The organism is Nocardia sp. NPDC060255, assembly GCF_042727395.1.
GTDB lineage: Bacteria > Actinomycetota > Actinomycetes > Mycobacteriales > Mycobacteriaceae > Nocardia.
Map to the genome: position 1 here is coordinate 1 of NZ_JBHXAU010000019.1, position 15495 is coordinate 15495.

Below are 15495 nucleotides of genomic sequence, written 5' to 3' on the forward strand. Positions count from 1 at the left end.
TTGAACGCCTTCGCTATCACCTTCGAAGGCCGCATCACGCCGAGTAGTAACTAACCGATGCCAGGGCAGATCCACCGTTAATCTGACACTCCCTGCAGATTTCGCCAATAGCGCGGTTCGGTGGAGGGGGCACAGAGTGTGCATACCCCTCACAGCAGTTAGAGCTGCTGTGAGGGGTATGGGCGCTCTGTGAGATCGGCGGGCGCGCGGGGTGGCTCCGATCTGCGCCGCCGGTTCGGCGGCGAGGCGCGAGAGCTACCCCGGCGAGCGTGCGGATTCCGCAGTCCGCCTCGGCTCACGGCTGTTGCCGGGAATGAACCGTCCCGGGACGGCCCAAACCCGGGACCGTTCGAAATCCGCACTGGTACTCGGGACATGCACTCGGAATAGGGCCCTAAAGGCGGTGCATGTCCCGAGTTGGGGTGCAGGTTCTGTCGATGCGGGGGTGCACGAACGGTCGTGTGATAGGTGGAAGGGTGGGTTTTGGGGGTGGTGGGGGCGGGTAGGCAACGTAGTGAGGGGCATGGTGGTCGGTTACGACTGCGGCACGGCTGGGATCGATTCGTAGACCGAGTTGATCATGCGGCCTAATATTTAGTTTGCTTGCCTACCCACCATCTCGAAGGGGTGGAGCTCATGAGAAATGTCATCCGATATCTGTTCCTAATGATCTTGATCGCGGTATTGGCCGTGTTCTGGTCGGGGACGGCGACAGCGACGCTGATCGGAACCACAACAACAGCGAGTTCGGTCGAAGCGATCGGGCCCTCGGATGGTCAGGTGGTCGGCGTTGCCCACCCCGTCACCGTTCGATTCGCGGCGCAGGTCGCTGACCGCGCCAAAGCTGAGCAAAGTATCAGCATCAAGGCCACCGAACCGTTGACCGGGACGTTCGCGTGGACCAACGACCGGGAGGCGGTGTGGACGCCGTCCGGCTTCCTGCCTGCCAATGCCCGCATCACCGTCGGCGCGGGTAACGCTCGCGCCGAATTCAACACCAACGCAGGCGTTTTCGGCGACGGCGACATGTCGAACCACACGTTCACGCTCACCGTCGGCGGCATCCCGAGGACGATGCCCGCGTCGATGGGCAAGCCGGGCCGCGAAACCCCGTCGGGCACTTTCCCCGTGCTGGAGAAGGCCCGCTCCGTGGTGTTCGACTCGCGCACCATCGGCATTCCGCTTAGCTCGCCGGAGGGCTACATCATCAACGGTGAATTCGCCGAGCGCCTCACCTGGGGTGGTGTTTACATCCACTCCGCACCGTGGTCGGTGGAGCAGCAGGGCAACTCGAATGTCAGCCACGGCTGCATCAACCTTGCCCCGGATGACGCCGAATGGGTTTACCACACAATCAATGTCGGTGATCCCGTCACGCTGCACTGGTAATCGCGGCGACCGTATCTCGCACCCGCGCACCGCTCCGGTGGTCCGCGGGTCCGGGTGGGATCGCCGATAGCCGCCGCTCATGACATGATCGAGCGAGTGAGACAGTAGATCTCGGTCGCTGGGACTGGCAGGAGCTGACGGATGACGACCGCAACCCGCTCGGATATCGAATTTCAGTCGGACGGCAGCACGGTCCGGGGCTGGTTATATCGCCCGGAGACCACCGCGAGCCCGGTTCCCGTCGTGGTCATGGCGCACGGTCTAGGTGCCGTCAAGGAAATGCGTCTCGATGCCTTCGCCGAACGTTTCGCCGACGCCGGAATTGCCGTAGTTGTCTTCGATTACCGGCATTTCGGCGCGAGCGACGGCGAACCGAGGCAGTTGCTCAGCATCGGTCGACAACTCGCCGATTGGTCGGCGGCGATCGACTACGCCGCCACCCTCGACGGCATCGATCCGGCTCGAATCGCTTTGTTCGGAACATCTTTCAGTGGCGGCCACGTATTGCGCGTCGCCGCACAGGACCGCCGCGTCGCCGCGGTCGTCTCGCAATGCCCGTTCACCAACGGTTTCGCCTCCGCCCCGACGGTCGGACTCCGGCCGCTGCTCGCCATCGCCGCTCGCGCGGTCTTGGACCTCGGTGCCGCCGCACTGCGCAGGCCGCCGGTCACTGTCCCGCTCACCGGTAAGCCAGGCCAGACCGCATTGATGAACGCCCCCGACGCGGCCCCCGGATACACCTCGCTGGTGCCCGCCGAATTCACCCACCCCAACGCCGTCGCCGCCCGGATCGGGCTGACCCTCCCGCTCTATCACCCCGGTCGCAGCCTGCGAAAGATCGAGGCCCCGGTGTTCCTCGGCGTCTGCCTGAACGACACCGTCGCCCCGCCCCGCCGCACCCTGCGTTACGCGGCGGCCGTCGGATCCACCGTCGAGGTGCACGAATATCCGGCAGGCCATTTCGACATCTACGTATCCCCCGATTTCGACAAGGTGGTGGCCGACGAAACCACCTTCCTTGTCGAACACCTACTCCCGAGCTGACGTTACGCCGCTTCGATCAGCGCATTGTCGCGAGACAGCAGCGCGGCGTAACGACCGTCGAGTGCCATCAACTCATCGTGCGAGCCACGTTCGATAATCCGTCCCTGATCGAGCACGACGATCTGATCGGCGTCACGAATGGTCGACAGCCGGTGCGCGATAGTGATCGTGGTGCGATCGACCGACAGTGCGTCGATGGCCTGCTGCACCTCCTGCTCGGTGCGGGTATCGAGCGCACTGGTCGCCTCGTCCAGCACCAGGATCGGCGGATTGCGCAGCACGGCGCGGGCAACGGCGAGCCGCTGCTTCTCACCACCGGAGAACCGGTAGCCGCGCTCACCCACCAGGGTGTCGTACCCGTCGGGCAGGCTCATGATGTGCTCGTGGATCTGCGCGGCGCGGGCCGCCTCGTGCAATTCCTGTTCCGTCGCATCGGGTTTCGCGAACCGGAGGTTGTCGGCCACGGTGGCGTGGAACAGATACGTCTCCTGAGAGACGACACCGACAGCAGTAGCGAGATCCGCAAAGGACAAGTCGCGCACGTCTTTACCGTCGATGGTGATCGCGCCGGAGCTCACGTCGTAGAGCCGCGCCACGAGGTAGCCGAGAGTGGTCTTCCCCGAACCCGTTTCGCCGACGATCGCCAGGCTCGACCCGGTAGGCACGCTGATATCGATGTCGCTCAGCACATCTCGATTCCCCGACCCGTACGAGAACCCGACATGATCGAACCGCACCGCACCCGTGACCTTCCCGAGCGCGACGGGCCGACTGGGCTCCTCGATATCGGGCTTCAGATCCAGGTACTCGAAGATCCTGCCGAACAACGCCATCGAGCTCTGCACTTCGACACCGGTGGACAGCAACTGCACCATCGGCCGCAGCAACGTGGTCTGCAACGTGGTGAACGCGACCAGCGTGCCGATCGACACCAACGGCTTGCCGCCCGTCACGCTGAGCCCCGCCGCCCAGTAGATCACCGCGGGCATCGCCGACATGACGATCATGATGGTCGACTGCCGCCACCGTCCCGCCATGCTCGCGCGCACCTCCAGATCGACCAGCCCGCGCGACTCCCGCACGAAACTGTCGACCAGCGCGGGCGATCGCCCCATCGTGCGGCCGAGCAGGATGCCGCTCACCGAGAGCGACTCCTCCACGATCGCCGACATGCCCGCCAGCTTCTCCTGTCGCTGGCCGGTGATCTTGCGGCGTTCGCTGCCGACGCGGCGGCTGATCCAGACGAAGAACGGCAGCATGACCAGGGATACCAGGGTGAGCCGCCAGTCGAGCACGATCATCGCGGTGACCGCGGCGAGCACCGTGGTGAAGTTCGAGACCAGCGACGTCGCGGTGGACGTGACGGTCGATTGCATGCCGCCGATATCGTTGGCGATGCGCGACTGCACCTCGCCGGTGCGGGTTTTGGTGAAGAAGGACAACGGCATTCGCTGTAGCTGCGCGTAGACCGCGGACCGCAGGTCGTGCATCACGTCCTGGCCGACCGTGGTCGAGATGTAGGTCTGCAGCACGCCGAACACACTGGTCAGCGCGGCGACCGCGATCATGCCCACGGCGAGCAGGGTCAACAGGCCGGTGCGCCCGTGCGGGAGCGCGTCGTCGAGCACCGCGCGCAGCATGAACGGCGAGGCCAGGGCGACGACCGAGGACAGGCAGACGAGGGCGGCCACCAGGGCCAGCCGGGCCCGATAGGGCCGGAACAGCCGGACGATCCGGCGAAGGTGATGTGGGGGCTGCAAAGGCGCCTCCTTCCGAGAGAACTACGTCATGAAACTGAGCATGACTCATAATTGTTCCCGAAACAATGAGTTATGCTCAGAATCATGGAGTCCGCCGACACCGACCTGCCCGAACTGTTCCTGCGTGCCGCCAAACGGATCCGGCGCAACCAGGTGGGCCGGCTCGCCCCGCTCGGCCTCACCCCCGCCCAGGCCCGCGCTTTGCGCATCATCGCGCATCAGGAGGAGCCGCTGCGGATGACCGCGCTGGCCGACCGCCTCGGCATCGTGCCCCGCTCGGCAACGACGGTCGTCGACGCCCTCGCCGCCGCCGATCTGGTCACCCGTGCCCCCGACCCCGCCAACCGCCGCGCCACCCTGGTCACTCTGAGCGAAACCGGCCGCGCCACCCTCGCCCGGATGGCCGAGGCCCGCCGCGAGGCCGCCGAGGAACTCTTCGCCACCCTCACCGCCGAGCAACGCGAAACCCTGCGAGACCTGCTGGCAACTCTGGATTCCGCGACCGTCTAACACAATCCGGACTTACCGACCGGTATCCCCCCGGCGTCCCCCATAGTCAGCAACCGCGCAGTATTCTTCCTCGAGCGACAGCGCGGTCGGCAGGGCAAACCCGTCTCCGCGTTGCTGCATTTCCGGAACGGTGCGGATAACCTGGCGATATGACCTGACGAAGGTGGGGCGATGGATCGACCGGAGATGGGCGCACAGCCCGGATACGACTATGGGCGGGGGCCGCAGATGATGAATCGTGGTGTGCCGGAACAGCGGTACCCACCGGACGACCGGTATCAGGGCGAGTATGCCGACTGGGTCGGCCGGCTGCCCGAGCACGAACCGGAACCGGACTACGAACCGGACTATTTCGAGGACGAGTTCAGCGGGCTGATCGACCGGTCCAAGCGGAACCGGTCGGCCCGCCGCTGGGCGGTGCCGCTGCTGGGCGTGCTCGGTGTCGCCGCCGTGGCCGCCGCCGCATTTTTCCTGTTCGGCAACGACTCGCCGCCGCCCGCGGCGTCGAACAATCCCGGCCGGATCGCTGATCCCGCCACCTCCGCGGGCGCGCAGTGCACGGCCGAGCGGGTCGGCAACCGGATCAAGGGCAACGACCCGGGCGGTTTCGACTCCGGCCCCGGCGCGATCTTCGCCTTCCAGCACGCGTACTACGTCACGCGATCCGGCGAAGAGGCCCGCGCCGCGACCACCCCCGACGCGGCGGTGGAACCGGCCGACGCCATCCAGCGCGGTATCGACACCGTTCCGGCGGGCACCACCTACTGCGTCGCGATCACCCCTGGCGCGTTCGCGGGCCAGTACATGGTGGTCGTCACCGAGAACCGCCCCGGCCGCACGCCGGTCACCTACAACCCGCAGCTCGTCACGACCACCAAGGACGAAGGGCGCACCCTCATCAGCGCCATCAGTCCCGGCCAATAGTACTGTCGCTCAGGCGAACTCGTACTTGGCGACGATTTCTTCGTCGAGCTCGATGCCGAGCCCGGGACGTTGCGGCACGAACACCTGGTTGGCCCCGTAGCGCAGCCGCGTCTCGGGCGTGAGCAGCTGTTCGAAGTTGTAGATGCCCTTCTCCAGCGCGAAGTACTCGACGACCAGCGTGTTGCTGACCGCACCGCACAGGTGGACGTGCAGGTTGTGATGCCAGTGCGGCGCCATCTGCAGACCGAAGGCGTCGGCGGCGTGCGCCACCCGCAGCCACTCGGTGACACCGCCCACCACACCGGCGTCGGCCTGCAGCACCGAGGCGGCGCCCGCCTCGATGAGTTGCCGGAATTCCCAGCGGGTCTGGTGAATTTCGCCGGTCGCGACCGGCGTCCGGATCTGCCTGGCGAGCTCGCCGTGCCCGGCGATCGCGTCCGGGGCAAGCGGCTCCTCGAACCACCACAGTTCCCGGTCGCCCGCCGCACGCTCGAAAGCCTCGATGGCCCTGCGTGCTTCGTGCACGGAGCGGTAGGCGTTGTTGGCGTCGAGCGCGAGCCTGCCGGTGTCGCCGATCGCCTCGATCGCGGCCGCGACCCGGCGCGCGTCCTCGGCCACGCTCAGGCCGCCGACCTTGATCTTGTGATCGGTAAAGCCTTGGCCCGCATTGAATTCGATCTCCTTGCGGACGGCCTGGGTCCATTCGCCCTCGTCCGGCCGGTAGTAGCCGCCCGACGCGTACGAGGGCAGCGGGGCGGTCGAGCCGCCGAGCAGGCTGACCAGGGGTAGCCCGGCCCGTTTGGCGCGGAGGTCCCACAGCGCGATATCGATCGCCGACAACGCCCGCAGCACGGCACCGCGGCGGCCGGCGAGCAGCGCCTCCTGGTATGCGAGGCTCCACAGCCCGTGCACGTCGTTGTAGTCGGCGCCGAGGTAGACCGGTGCGAGCACGTCGTCGACCGCGCACTTGGTCAGCGTGCCGCCGCTGGTTCCGGCGTAGGTGTAGCCGAGCCCGGTCGCGCCGCTGTCGTCGGTGACCTCCACTAGGACGTAGTGCCGATCGGTCAAGTCGCGGTTGGACATTCGGGTCGGCTTGTCGACCGGGATGCCGACGACGCGGGCTGAGATTCGGGTGATGGTCATCGACTGCTCCTCGCGGATGCGGCGGTGCGTACCGCCTGGATGTTGGCGAATTCGGTGGCGCCGTAGCTGCTCAGCTCGCGGCCGTGCCCACTGGCTTTGACCCCGCCGACGGGCAGCCGCGGGTCGGATTCGGAGATCCGGTTGACGAACACGGATCCGGCCGCGATATTGGCCGCGAGCTGCTCGATCCGGCCGAGGTCACGGCCCCAGATCGAGCAGCTGAGGCCGTAGGCCGAGGCGTTCGCGGCGGTCAGCGCCGCGGCCGCGGATCCGACCGGCAGCACCGCGCCGAGCGGGCCGAAGGTTTCCTCTTGGAACGCAACGGAATACGTGTCGGGCACCGCGACGATGGTCGGCGTGAACCAGGCGCCGGGACCGGAATCGCCTGCGCCGCCGACCAATACCTCGGCACCGGCGGCCACCGTCGCGGTCAGCTGCCTGCGCAGCTCGTCGCGCAGGTCGGCGCGGGCCATCGGGCCGATATCGGTGCCGGGCAGGGTCGGATCGCCGACGACGAGCTTGCCGAGCTCGGCCACCATGGCCGCGGTGAATTCGGGAAAGATGTTCCGCTCGACAATGATTCGCTTCGCGGCGATGCAGCTCTGCCCGGCGTTGAGGAAGCGGGAGCGCACCGCTGCCGCCGCCGCGTCGGCGACGTCGGCATCGGACAGCACGATGAACGGGTCGGACCCGCCGAGTTCCAGCACCACCTTCTTCACCGCCTGACCCGCCCTGGCGCCGACGATTGCACCGACCCGATTGCTGCCGGTGAACGCCACCGCCGCGATGCGCGGATCGTCGATGAGCGGACCGATCCGATCCGGCGGCAGCACCACGCTGGTCAGCACACCTGTGCCGCACACCTCGTCGAACAGCCGCTGCACGGCCAGCGCGCATCCGGTGACATTGTCGGCATGCTTGAGCAGCACCGTATTGCCGATCGCGACCGCGGGCAGCATCGACCGGAAGACCTGCCAGAACGGGTAATTCCACGGCATGATCGCCAGAATCACGCCGAGCGGCCTGGTCCGGATCTGCCCGCCGTCGGGGAACACGTCGACCGCTTGCGGCGCAACGAGATCGGCGGCACGGTCGGCGTAGTAGTCGCAGGTGAGCGCGCACTTCTCGATCTCGGCGGCGGCCTGGCCGATCGGTTTGCCCATCTCGGTGGTGATCAGCAACGCCAGCGCCTGCGCGTCGGCGCGCAGCCGGGCGGCCATCAGCCGGAGTCGGTCGGCACGGTCGACGACCGGTTCGTCGACGGCGCGACGTGCGGCGGCGACCGCGCGGTTCAGCAGCGCGGACAGCTGGTGGTCAGGTGTGAAAGAGTATGTCTCGATGGGGCTTCCGTCGACGGGGTTGATCGTGGTGATCATCGGCCCGCCTTCAGGGTGTAGCGCGACGCCAGCCAATCCTGGAAGCGCCGTCCGATGATCACGGGGTTCTCCAGCAGCTTCGGCACGCCGGTGGCATTGCCCACCGCGATGCGCACATGCAGGAACACGGGACCCTCCAGGGTCAGCGACTCCGTCAACCGCTCCCCCAACTCCTCGGGATCAGCTGCTCGCAGCACTGTCCACCCCGCAGCAGTGGCCATCTCCCCCAAGTCAATTCGCGAACCATAGGTCGGCAGGTTGGCCGTAGCGCCGTACACGCCGTTGTCCAGCAACACCATCACCAGCTTCGACGGCCGCAGAAACCCCGCTGTCGGTAGCACATTCGGGTTCATCAACAGCGACCCGTCACCCTCGATCGCGACCACCTTCGGCACATCCGTATCAGCGATACCCAACGCGACCCCGGTGGCGACGGAACCCGCGAGCCCCATCGCGTCGAGCAGATACAGATGATTCGGACGATCGGCGACTGCCGCCAGTTCCCGGCTGGACGCGGCACAGGTCACCACCACCGGCAGGTCACCCGTCTGCGCGGCGATAATCCGCAGTGCGTCAATACGTTTCACGATCAAGCCGCCTTACCGTCGGTCGCCCAGAAGTGCGCGAGCACTACCACGGGCCGAAAAGTCATCCGGGCGTGCACCCCCGCTTCGGCGACCACCGCCGCCCAGTCCTCCGGGCTACTGCGCCGGTCGATCTGGAAAGTCTGGATCCCGAACTGGTCGAGCATCCGCGGCACGTGCTGGCTGAACGTGTGGATCATCGAGTTGTACTCACCGAGCCCACCGCGGGTGTTCGCCACGATCAGCATCGGCAGGTGGTAGGCCAGGTTGAACGTGGTCAGCGCGGTCAGCGCATTGCCGAAACCGTTGTCCTGCATGACGATCGCGCCGAGCTTCCCGGTCAGCGGCAGCGCGCCGATCAGCCCGGCCGCCTCCTCTTCCCTGGAGAGCGGGAACACCCGCTCCGAGATGCCCGCCGCACCACCGCTGCTGTCCACCAGCGCCGTGATGACGGGTGCCACGCTCACCGATGGCACGTACCCGACCAGATCGACCTCCGCCGCCCAGATGCCTCTGGCGACGGACGTCGCATACGAGTTGGAATTCACCGAATGTCCCTTCGCCGGACCGGCTGCCTGATCGCAGCCACTTGGTGTCTGCAACATACTACTCATGATGAGTAGCATGCAACACTCGATTATGAGTGACACCTATCCAGTGTCGAACAGATCTGTCAGTAGGTGACTTGGTCGCCCTCGGGCACCGACACCGAGACCCAGCGCCGCCATTCCGCGACCAGGCCGCGGTTGTCGTCACTGCTGTGCGCGACGAGCAGATCGCCGGAGCGCACCAGATGTTTGCGCATCGCGCGCTCGGCACCCACCCCGTCGCGTTTGCGCAGCGCCTCGATGATGGCCCAGTGGTCTTTCAGCGCGGTATCGACCGGCTGATAACGCGGCACACTGTGCCTGCCGTCCAGGGCCAGCGTCTGCCGTAACTCGTTGACGAACTTGGCCAGTCGGCGATTGCCGCTGGCCTGCAGGATCAGTTCGTGCAGGCGTTCGTCGGCCGCGAAGTATTCGGTGCCGCCGTCGGCCGTGCGCTCCATGATCCGGTATTCGGTGAGCATGGCTTCGTCGTCGCGGCTGGTCAGCACGGCGGCGGCGCTGCGGCAGGCCGGCGGTTCGAGCAGGACGCGCAGGCTGCACAGGTCGACGATGCCGCGCCCGTCCTGCCCGAGTACCCGCGCGCCGCGATTGCGTTCGATCTTGACCAAGCCCAGATCGGCCAGCTTCAGCAGCGCCTCACGCACCGGCGTCCGCGAGGCGCCGAACATTTCACCCAGCTCACGCGAGGAGTAGAGGATGCCGCGCTCGAGCCGCCCTTGCCGGATCGCGTCCCGGATATCGGCAGCGATCTGCTCGGACTTGCTGTCTACCGCGTCCTGCGACAAGGCACCTCTTCATGGAACGAGAGCTACGGGAAATCGCCCGTGGCACACCGACCTCGGGCGATTCCCCAGCATAGTCGCTCAGGCAGCGGGTACCGTCGCGGCGCGGCGGGCCCGCGCCCGCACGGCGATGGCGCCGACCACCACCAGCGCGCCGACATTGGCCAAGATCATCACCGCGATGGCGAAGCTGGTGTGCCCGCCGGACGCGTCCTTGATCCAGCCGAACGCGTACGGGCTGACGAACCCCGCCGCGTTGCCGAGCGAATTGATCAGCGCGATGCCGCTGGCCGCGCCCGCCCCGGCCAGGTAGGCCGTCGGCACCGACCAGAACAGCGGTTTCGCCGTCTGCGCGGCCATGGTGGCGACCGTGATCGCGGTGAACGCGAGCAGCGGCGAGCCGAGTGCGAACGCCGTCACGGTGAACGCGACCACCGAGATGGCCAGCGCGATCAGCACCGGCCGCGACGAACGATCGTTACGCACCAGCCGTCCGGTGATGTACATGCCGATCGCGGCGAGCAGGAACGGTATCGCCGACAGCCAGCCGATCTGGAAACTGCTCAACCCGTGCCCGACCTCCTTGACCACCGACGGCATCCAGTAGGCCAGCGGATACGCGCCGCACAGCAGCAGGAAGTAGGCCAGACACAGGGCGATCACTCGCTTGTCGCGCAGTGCGGCGAGGTGACCGGCCGGTGCCGTCTGCGCGCGTTCGGCGTTCTCCGCGTCGAGTGTCGCCTTGAGCCAGGCGCGTTCGGTGTCGTTGAGCCACTTCGCTTTTTCCGGCGATTCGGTGAGTACGAAGAAGAACACCACGCCGAGGATCACCGCCGGTACGCCGCCGACGATGAAGATCCACCGCCAGCCGTCCAGGCCGAGCGCGCCGTCGAAGGTGTCGAGAATCCACCCGTTGAGCGGACTGCCGAGCACACTGGCCACCGGGATCGCCACCATCACGGTCGAAATCACCTTGGTGCGCTGGGCATTCGGGTACCACCTTGCGAGGTACACGATGATGCCGGGGAAGAAGCCCGCCTCCGCGACGCCGAGCAGGAAGCGCAGCACATAAACCATCTCGACGCTCGTCGCGAACGCGGTCAACGCGGCGACGATGCCCCAGGTCACCAGGATCCGGCTGAGCCAGATCCGGGCGCCGACCTTGGTCATGATGATGTTGCTCGGCACCTCGGCCAGCACGTATCCGACGAAGAAGATGCCGGCCACGAACCCGTACTGGGTCGCGCTCATGCCGAACGTCTCCTCCATGCCGAACTTGGCGAAACTGACGTTGATCCGATCGATGTAGCTGACGATGTAGCCGATCACCAGCAACGGCACCACCCGGCGGGTGATCTTCCGTATCGCGTTCGCCTGCATAACTTCCCCCTCGGTTCGGGGGATCGCACGGTCCATCTTCTTTCCTCCACAGCACAGAGCCAAAAGCTGTGATGGCATGCCACCTTGATCAGTAACATGTCTCACTTGATGAGTGGCATGCTACTCACGCTGTGACCTGACGCACAAGAGTTTCGCAGAGGTGACGAACGGAGATGGCGGAAATGCGCTAGTGCGGCGGGCGCGGAAACGACGACGGCCGGTCCGGGGTTCGCAATGCTGGCCCGGACCGGCCGTGTCGAGTAACTCGCCTGCGGATTCGTCAGCTAGCGGCGTGCTCCGCGGCGACGACGACATGACGCATCAGCAATGCGGTGGTGACGGGACCGATCCCGCCGGGAACCGGGCTCAGCGCAGCGGCCTTGCCGCGCACGGAATCGGCGTCGACATCGCCGACGATGCTGCCGTCGGCGGCCTCGTTGGTGCCGACATCGATGACGACCGCGCCCTCGCGCACATGCTTGCCGGTGACCAGGCCGATGCGGCCCGCCGCTGCGACGACAACATCGGCGACGGAGGTGACGGCGGGCAGGTCGGTGGTCCGCGAGTGGCAGATGGTGACCGTGGCGTTTTCGGCGAGCAGCAGCTGGGCGAGCGGCTTACCGACGACGTTGGAGCGGCCGACGACCGCGACATGCCGACCGGACAGCGGGATCTCGTGATGCTTCAGCAGCTCGACCACCGCTTCGGAGGTCGCTGCGACGAAGCCGTCCAGCCCCGACGCGAGCAACCCGAGCGACAGCGGGCTCACGCCGTCGACGTCTTTGGTCGCGGCGATCGCGGAGCTGACCTCTTCGAGGGTGATGCCCGCGGGCAGCGGCGTCTGCAGCATGATCCCATCGGTCGCGCTGTCCGCGCTGCGCGCCGCGAGTTCCGCGCGGATCGTGTCCGCGCTCGCGTCGGCGCCGAGATCAACGGTGTCGCAAGCGATTCCGAGCCGTTCGGCGGCCTTGCGCAGCGAGTTCACGTACCAGGCGCTGGCCGGGTCGTCGTTCGCGACGATCAGCGCCAGGCGCGGCGCGGCGCCCGCCTCGGTGCGTGCGGCGGCGCGCTGCTTGGTGTCGGCGTTGATGGCGGCGGCGAGTTCCTTGCCGGTCAGCGAAACGGTATCCACGCTGTCACACCTTATCGGGGCTGCCGACGGTCGTGCCGACTGCGCCCGACAAGCCGCGCCCGGTTTGCCCCGATGCCGCGAAATAAGCCGCAGAATCCGCCCGGCAAATACGCGATTTCCAGATCACGCCGCCGTATCGTGATCATGCTTGCCCACGGCTAACTGCCAGCACGTGCCCTACCCGAGTTTTTGCCGAGCACCCAGCTTGCCAACAGCATTTCGCGGAAAGGTGTCGACTGAAGTGAAGATATCGAGGCACTGGAAACATCTAGCCGCGTCCTTGTTCGCGGCCGTCATCGTCACCGGCCTGGCCGCCGTCCCGGCCTATGCCGGGGAAACCGACGCCCTCTACAACTCCGCCCAGCGCAACTTCACCGACGGCAACGACGTCGCGGGCCGCGCCGACCTGCGCAACCTGATCGGCGCCGATCCCGGCGACGCCGACGCCCTCTCGCTGCAGGCCATCTGGTCGCACTACGCGGGCGACCTGCCCGCACTCGCCGACGCGATGGCCCGGCTCAACGTCGTCGACCCCGGCATGGCCGCGGGCACCACCAACGTGCTCAACGCCATCGGCGCGGCCGTCGGCACGCTGCCGAATCCGCTGCCCGCGCTCATCGGCCCGCAGACCGGCATCGTCGTCCTCGGCTACGGCCTGCTGCCCGACGGCGCAATGCGTCCCGAGCTGGTGAACCGGCTGACCGCGGCCTGGCTGCAGTCGATTGCCGCGCCGCTGTCGCCCATCGTGGTGACCGGCGGCAACCCGCAGAACGGACTCACCGAGGCGGACGCGATGGCAGGCTGGCTGATCGGCCACGGCGTGCCGCCGAACCGGATCCACGTCGAGAGCCGGGCCGGGTCGACCGTGCAGAACGCCCTGTTCAGCACCAAGCTGCTGCGTGATGTCGGCGCGACCAGCGCGGTGGTGGTCACCTCGCCCAACCACATTCGGCGCGCCGTCGCCGACTTCATCGTGGCGGGCACCCAGGTGGTCGGCGCGACCACCTCGCTGGAACAGCTGGTCTCCCAGCTACCGCCGCCGGCCCGGCAGTCCCAGCGCGGCATCTACCTCGACGCCACCCGCACGTTCGAGTTGGACATTTCGCGCTGACGTCGGCGCTGTCACCTGGGATCCGCCCGGCCCGGTGGATCCCGGGTGCGCCGCCGAGATCGACGTCACGAGAAATTCGGTGGCTCGAGCACGGCCGCGCACGGCAGGATGTCCCGCGTGATGGCAGGTAGTACCGAGGTGGTGGCGGTCTTGCGCGCGGCGGGTTGTGTCTTCGCCGAGGACGAGGCCCGCCTGCTCATCGCCGCCGCGGCCACCGACGCCGAACTCGACGCGCTGGTAGCGCAGCGGGTCGCCGGCACGCCGCTCGAATATCTGCTCGGCTGGGCCGAATTCCACGGGCTGCGCGTCGCGGTAGCGCCGGGCGTTTTCGTGCCGCGCCAGCGTTCCGCGTTCCTCGTCGAGACGGCGGCCGACTTGGCCCGCGCCCGCAGCCGTCACCTGGTGGTCGTCGATTTATGTTGTGGCTCAGGCGCATTGGGCCTGGCGCTGGCCACCATGCTGGCCGCCGAGCACACCCCGGTGACCCTCGCCGCCGCCGACATCGACCCCGTCGCCGTCGACTGCGCCCGCCGCAACCTCACCCCGATCGGCGCCCCGGTCTACCATGGCGACCTGTTCGAACCGCTGCCCGAGGAACTGCGCGGCTGCATCGACATCCTGCTCGCCAACACGCCGTACGTGCCGTCCGGCAAGATCGCGCAGATGCCGCCGGAGGCCCGCGACCACGAGCCGCGCACCGCCCTCGACGGCGGCCCCGACGGTTTGGACATCTTCCGCCGCGTCGCCGAGCACGCCCGATCCTGGCTCGCGCCCGGCGGTCACCTCCTGATCGAATCCAGTGCGGCGCAGGCACCCGTGGCCGTCGCGGTGCTGGCCGAGCACGGTCTCGCGGGCCAGGTCGCCGAATCGGACGAGGACTATGCCACCGTCGTCATCGGCACCAGACCGGCGAGATAGTCCCTACTTCTTACGGCCGGTGAATTCGTCCATCGAGTGGTAGACGCCGACCGTGTTGAGGAACAGGTCGCGCAGCTTGATGGGCAGAATGCCGGACAGCGCCTTGTTGAGGCGCGAGGTCCACGGCAGGATCACCAGCGGGTTGCCCTGCTTCATCGCCCGCCACGAGGTATCGACCACCTCGTCCTGCTCCAGGATCGGCGTGAACAGGAATCCCTTTGCGCCGTCGAACATTCCGGTGTTGATGTAGGTCGGACAGACCGTGGTGACCTTGACGTGCTCGTGGCCCGCCTGCTCCAGTTCGATGCGCACCGAGTCGGACCAGCCGAGCGCCGCCCACTTGGAGGCCGCGTAGACGCTCATCCGCGGATTCGACACCAGCCCAGCCGAAGACGCGATGGTCAGCACGCGCGCCTCGGTCGAACCGGCCACCATCGCGGGCAGGAATTCGAGGGTGACGTACATGGGCGCGTGCGCGTTGATCGCCATCGTCTTCTCGATGTCGGCGCGATTCCCGGTGTCCCAGAAGTAGTTGTTGCCCCGGACGATGCCCGCGTTGTTGACCAGGATGTCGATGCCGCCGACCTCGGCGCGCACCGATTCCGCCGCCTCGGCGATGGCGTCCGGCGCGGACACGTCGACCACGAAGTGGTGGATGGTGCCGCCGAGCCCGGTGAGCTCGTTGGCGGTCTCCTTCAGCGCGACCTCGTTGATGTCCCACAGCACCACCGCGGCCGCGCCCTCCCGCACCGCCCGCTCGGCGAACAGCTTGCCGAGGCCCATCGCGGCACCCGTGACGAGCACCTTCTTGCCTGCGACCGTGTCGAGTTTCAT

General features: G+C 67.2%; 15 protein-coding genes. 6 read left to right on the forward strand and 9 right to left on the reverse strand.

Annotated elements, in window-relative coordinates; genetic code table 11:
* The first annotated feature begins 636 nt into the window (after nt 1-636).
* Together ACFWF1_RS29435 and ACFWF1_RS29440 are read left to right on the forward strand one after the other, a co-directional pair.
* The gene (locus ACFWF1_RS29435; RefSeq protein ID WP_379289275.1) at nt 637-1389 is read left to right on the forward strand and encodes a L,D-transpeptidase family protein; all 753 of its coding nucleotides are present in this window, start codon (nt 637-639) and stop codon (nt 1387-1389) included.
* 141 nt (nt 1390-1530) lie between these two features.
* Nucleotides 1531-2433, forward strand: a complete 903-nt coding sequence (locus ACFWF1_RS29440) for an alpha/beta hydrolase (RefSeq protein ID WP_379289274.1) — start codon at nt 1531-1533, stop codon at nt 2431-2433.
* Between the two features lie 2 nt (nt 2434-2435).
* On the opposite strand, the gene ACFWF1_RS29445 is transcribed toward ACFWF1_RS29440, so the two are convergent.
* Nucleotides 2436-4193, reverse strand: coding sequence for an ABC transporter ATP-binding protein (locus ACFWF1_RS29445; RefSeq protein ID WP_379289273.1), 1758 nt, complete (start codon nt 4191-4193; stop codon nt 2436-2438).
* A gap of 84 nt (nt 4194-4277) precedes the next feature.
* Between ACFWF1_RS29445 and ACFWF1_RS29450 the strand changes: the two genes are divergently transcribed.
* Both ACFWF1_RS29450 and ACFWF1_RS29455 read left to right on the forward strand, forming a co-directional pair.
* A complete protein-coding gene (locus tag ACFWF1_RS29450) occupies nt 4278-4703 on the forward strand; it encodes a MarR family winged helix-turn-helix transcriptional regulator (protein ID WP_379289272.1) in 426 nt (141 codons plus the stop codon).
* A gap of 171 nt (nt 4704-4874) precedes the next feature.
* A complete protein-coding gene (locus ACFWF1_RS29455; RefSeq protein ID WP_379289270.1) occupies nt 4875-5627 on the forward strand; it encodes a hypothetical protein in 753 nt (250 codons plus the stop codon).
* A 9-nt stretch (nt 5628-5636) separates the two neighbouring features.
* Here ACFWF1_RS29455 and ACFWF1_RS29460 read toward each other — a convergent pair whose 3' ends face one another.
* From ACFWF1_RS29460 to ACFWF1_RS29490, 7 genes are all read right to left on the reverse strand, one after another.
* Complete coding sequence (locus ACFWF1_RS29460; protein ID WP_379289269.1) at nt 5637-6770, reverse strand: mandelate racemase/muconate lactonizing enzyme family protein; 1134 nt, start codon at nt 6768-6770, stop codon at nt 5637-5639.
* A complete protein-coding gene (locus ACFWF1_RS29465) occupies nt 6767-8146 on the reverse strand; it encodes an aldehyde dehydrogenase family protein (protein WP_379289267.1) in 1380 nt (459 codons plus the stop codon). Before ACFWF1_RS29465 ends, ACFWF1_RS29460 begins: the two co-directional genes overlap by 4 nt.
* Nucleotides 8143-8733, reverse strand: coding sequence for a thiamine pyrophosphate-dependent enzyme (locus tag ACFWF1_RS29470; protein ID WP_379289266.1), 591 nt, complete (start codon nt 8731-8733; stop codon nt 8143-8145). The genes ACFWF1_RS29465 and ACFWF1_RS29470 overlap by 4 nt, the downstream gene beginning before the upstream one ends.
* 2 nt (nt 8734-8735) lie before the next feature.
* Nucleotides 8736-9344, reverse strand: coding sequence for a thiamine pyrophosphate-binding protein (locus tag ACFWF1_RS29475; protein ID WP_379289265.1), 609 nt, complete (start codon nt 9342-9344; stop codon nt 8736-8738).
* 59 nt (nt 9345-9403) lie between these two features.
* Entirely contained in the window at nt 9404-10123 is a 720-nt protein-coding gene (locus ACFWF1_RS29480) for a GntR family transcriptional regulator (protein ID WP_379289263.1), read from the reverse strand.
* Nucleotides 10124-10201: 78 nt separating this feature from the next.
* Entirely contained in the window at nt 10202-11536 is a 1335-nt protein-coding gene (locus tag ACFWF1_RS29485) for an MFS transporter (protein ID WP_379289261.1), read from the reverse strand.
* Nucleotides 11537-11780: 244 nt separating this feature from the next.
* The gene (locus ACFWF1_RS29490) at nt 11781-12632 is read right to left on the reverse strand and encodes a bifunctional 5,10-methylenetetrahydrofolate dehydrogenase/5,10-methenyltetrahydrofolate cyclohydrolase (protein ID WP_379289260.1); all 852 of its coding nucleotides are present in this window, start codon (nt 12630-12632) and stop codon (nt 11781-11783) included.
* Nucleotides 12633-12873: 241 nt separating this feature from the next.
* On the opposite strand from ACFWF1_RS29490, the gene ACFWF1_RS29495 reads away from it, so the two are divergent.
* On the forward strand, nt 12874-13743 hold the full coding sequence (locus ACFWF1_RS29495) for a YdcF family protein (protein WP_379289258.1): 870 nt from the start codon (nt 12874-12876) through the stop codon (nt 13741-13743).
* A 120-nt stretch (nt 13744-13863) separates the two neighbouring features.
* Nucleotides 13864-14661 carry a putative protein N(5)-glutamine methyltransferase gene (locus ACFWF1_RS29500; RefSeq protein WP_379289256.1) on the forward strand — a complete coding sequence of 266 codons (798 nt, stop codon included), beginning with the start codon at nt 13864-13866 and terminating at the stop codon, nt 14659-14661.
* A gap of 3 nt (nt 14662-14664) precedes the next feature.
* Here the strand turns inward: ACFWF1_RS29500 and ACFWF1_RS29505 are convergent, their stop codons facing one another.
* On the reverse strand, nt 14665-15495 hold the full coding sequence (locus ACFWF1_RS29505) for an SDR family oxidoreductase (protein ID WP_379289255.1): 831 nt from the start codon (nt 15493-15495) through the stop codon (nt 14665-14667).

Coding starts and splice junctions, on each gene's coding strand:
- ACFWF1_RS29475 (WP_379289265.1), bottom strand. CDS start 9,344: ATGAGTAGTATGTTGCAGACACCAAGTGGCTGCGATCAGGCAGCCGGT.
- ACFWF1_RS29505 (WP_379289255.1), bottom strand. CDS start 15,495: ATGAAACTCGACACGGTCGCAGGCAAGAAGGTGCTCGTCACGGGTGCC.
- ACFWF1_RS29440 (WP_379289274.1), top strand. CDS start 1,531: ATGACGACCGCAACCCGCTCGGATATCGAATTTCAGTCGGACGGCAGC.
- ACFWF1_RS29500 (WP_379289256.1), top strand. CDS start 13,864: ATGGCAGGTAGTACCGAGGTGGTGGCGGTCTTGCGCGCGGCGGGTTGT.
- ACFWF1_RS29450 (WP_379289272.1), top strand. CDS start 4,278: ATGGAGTCCGCCGACACCGACCTGCCCGAACTGTTCCTGCGTGCCGCC.
- ACFWF1_RS29460 (WP_379289269.1), bottom strand. CDS start 6,770: ATGACCATCACCCGAATCTCAGCCCGCGTCGTCGGCATCCCGGTCGAC.
- ACFWF1_RS29435 (WP_379289275.1), top strand. CDS start 637: ATGAGAAATGTCATCCGATATCTGTTCCTAATGATCTTGATCGCGGTA.
- ACFWF1_RS29455 (WP_379289270.1), top strand. CDS start 4,875: ATGGATCGACCGGAGATGGGCGCACAGCCCGGATACGACTATGGGCGG.
- ACFWF1_RS29485 (WP_379289261.1), bottom strand. CDS start 11,536: ATGGACCGTGCGATCCCCCGAACCGAGGGGGAAGTTATGCAGGCGAAC.
- ACFWF1_RS29465 (WP_379289267.1), bottom strand. CDS start 8,146: ATGATCACCACGATCAACCCCGTCGACGGAAGCCCCATCGAGACATAC.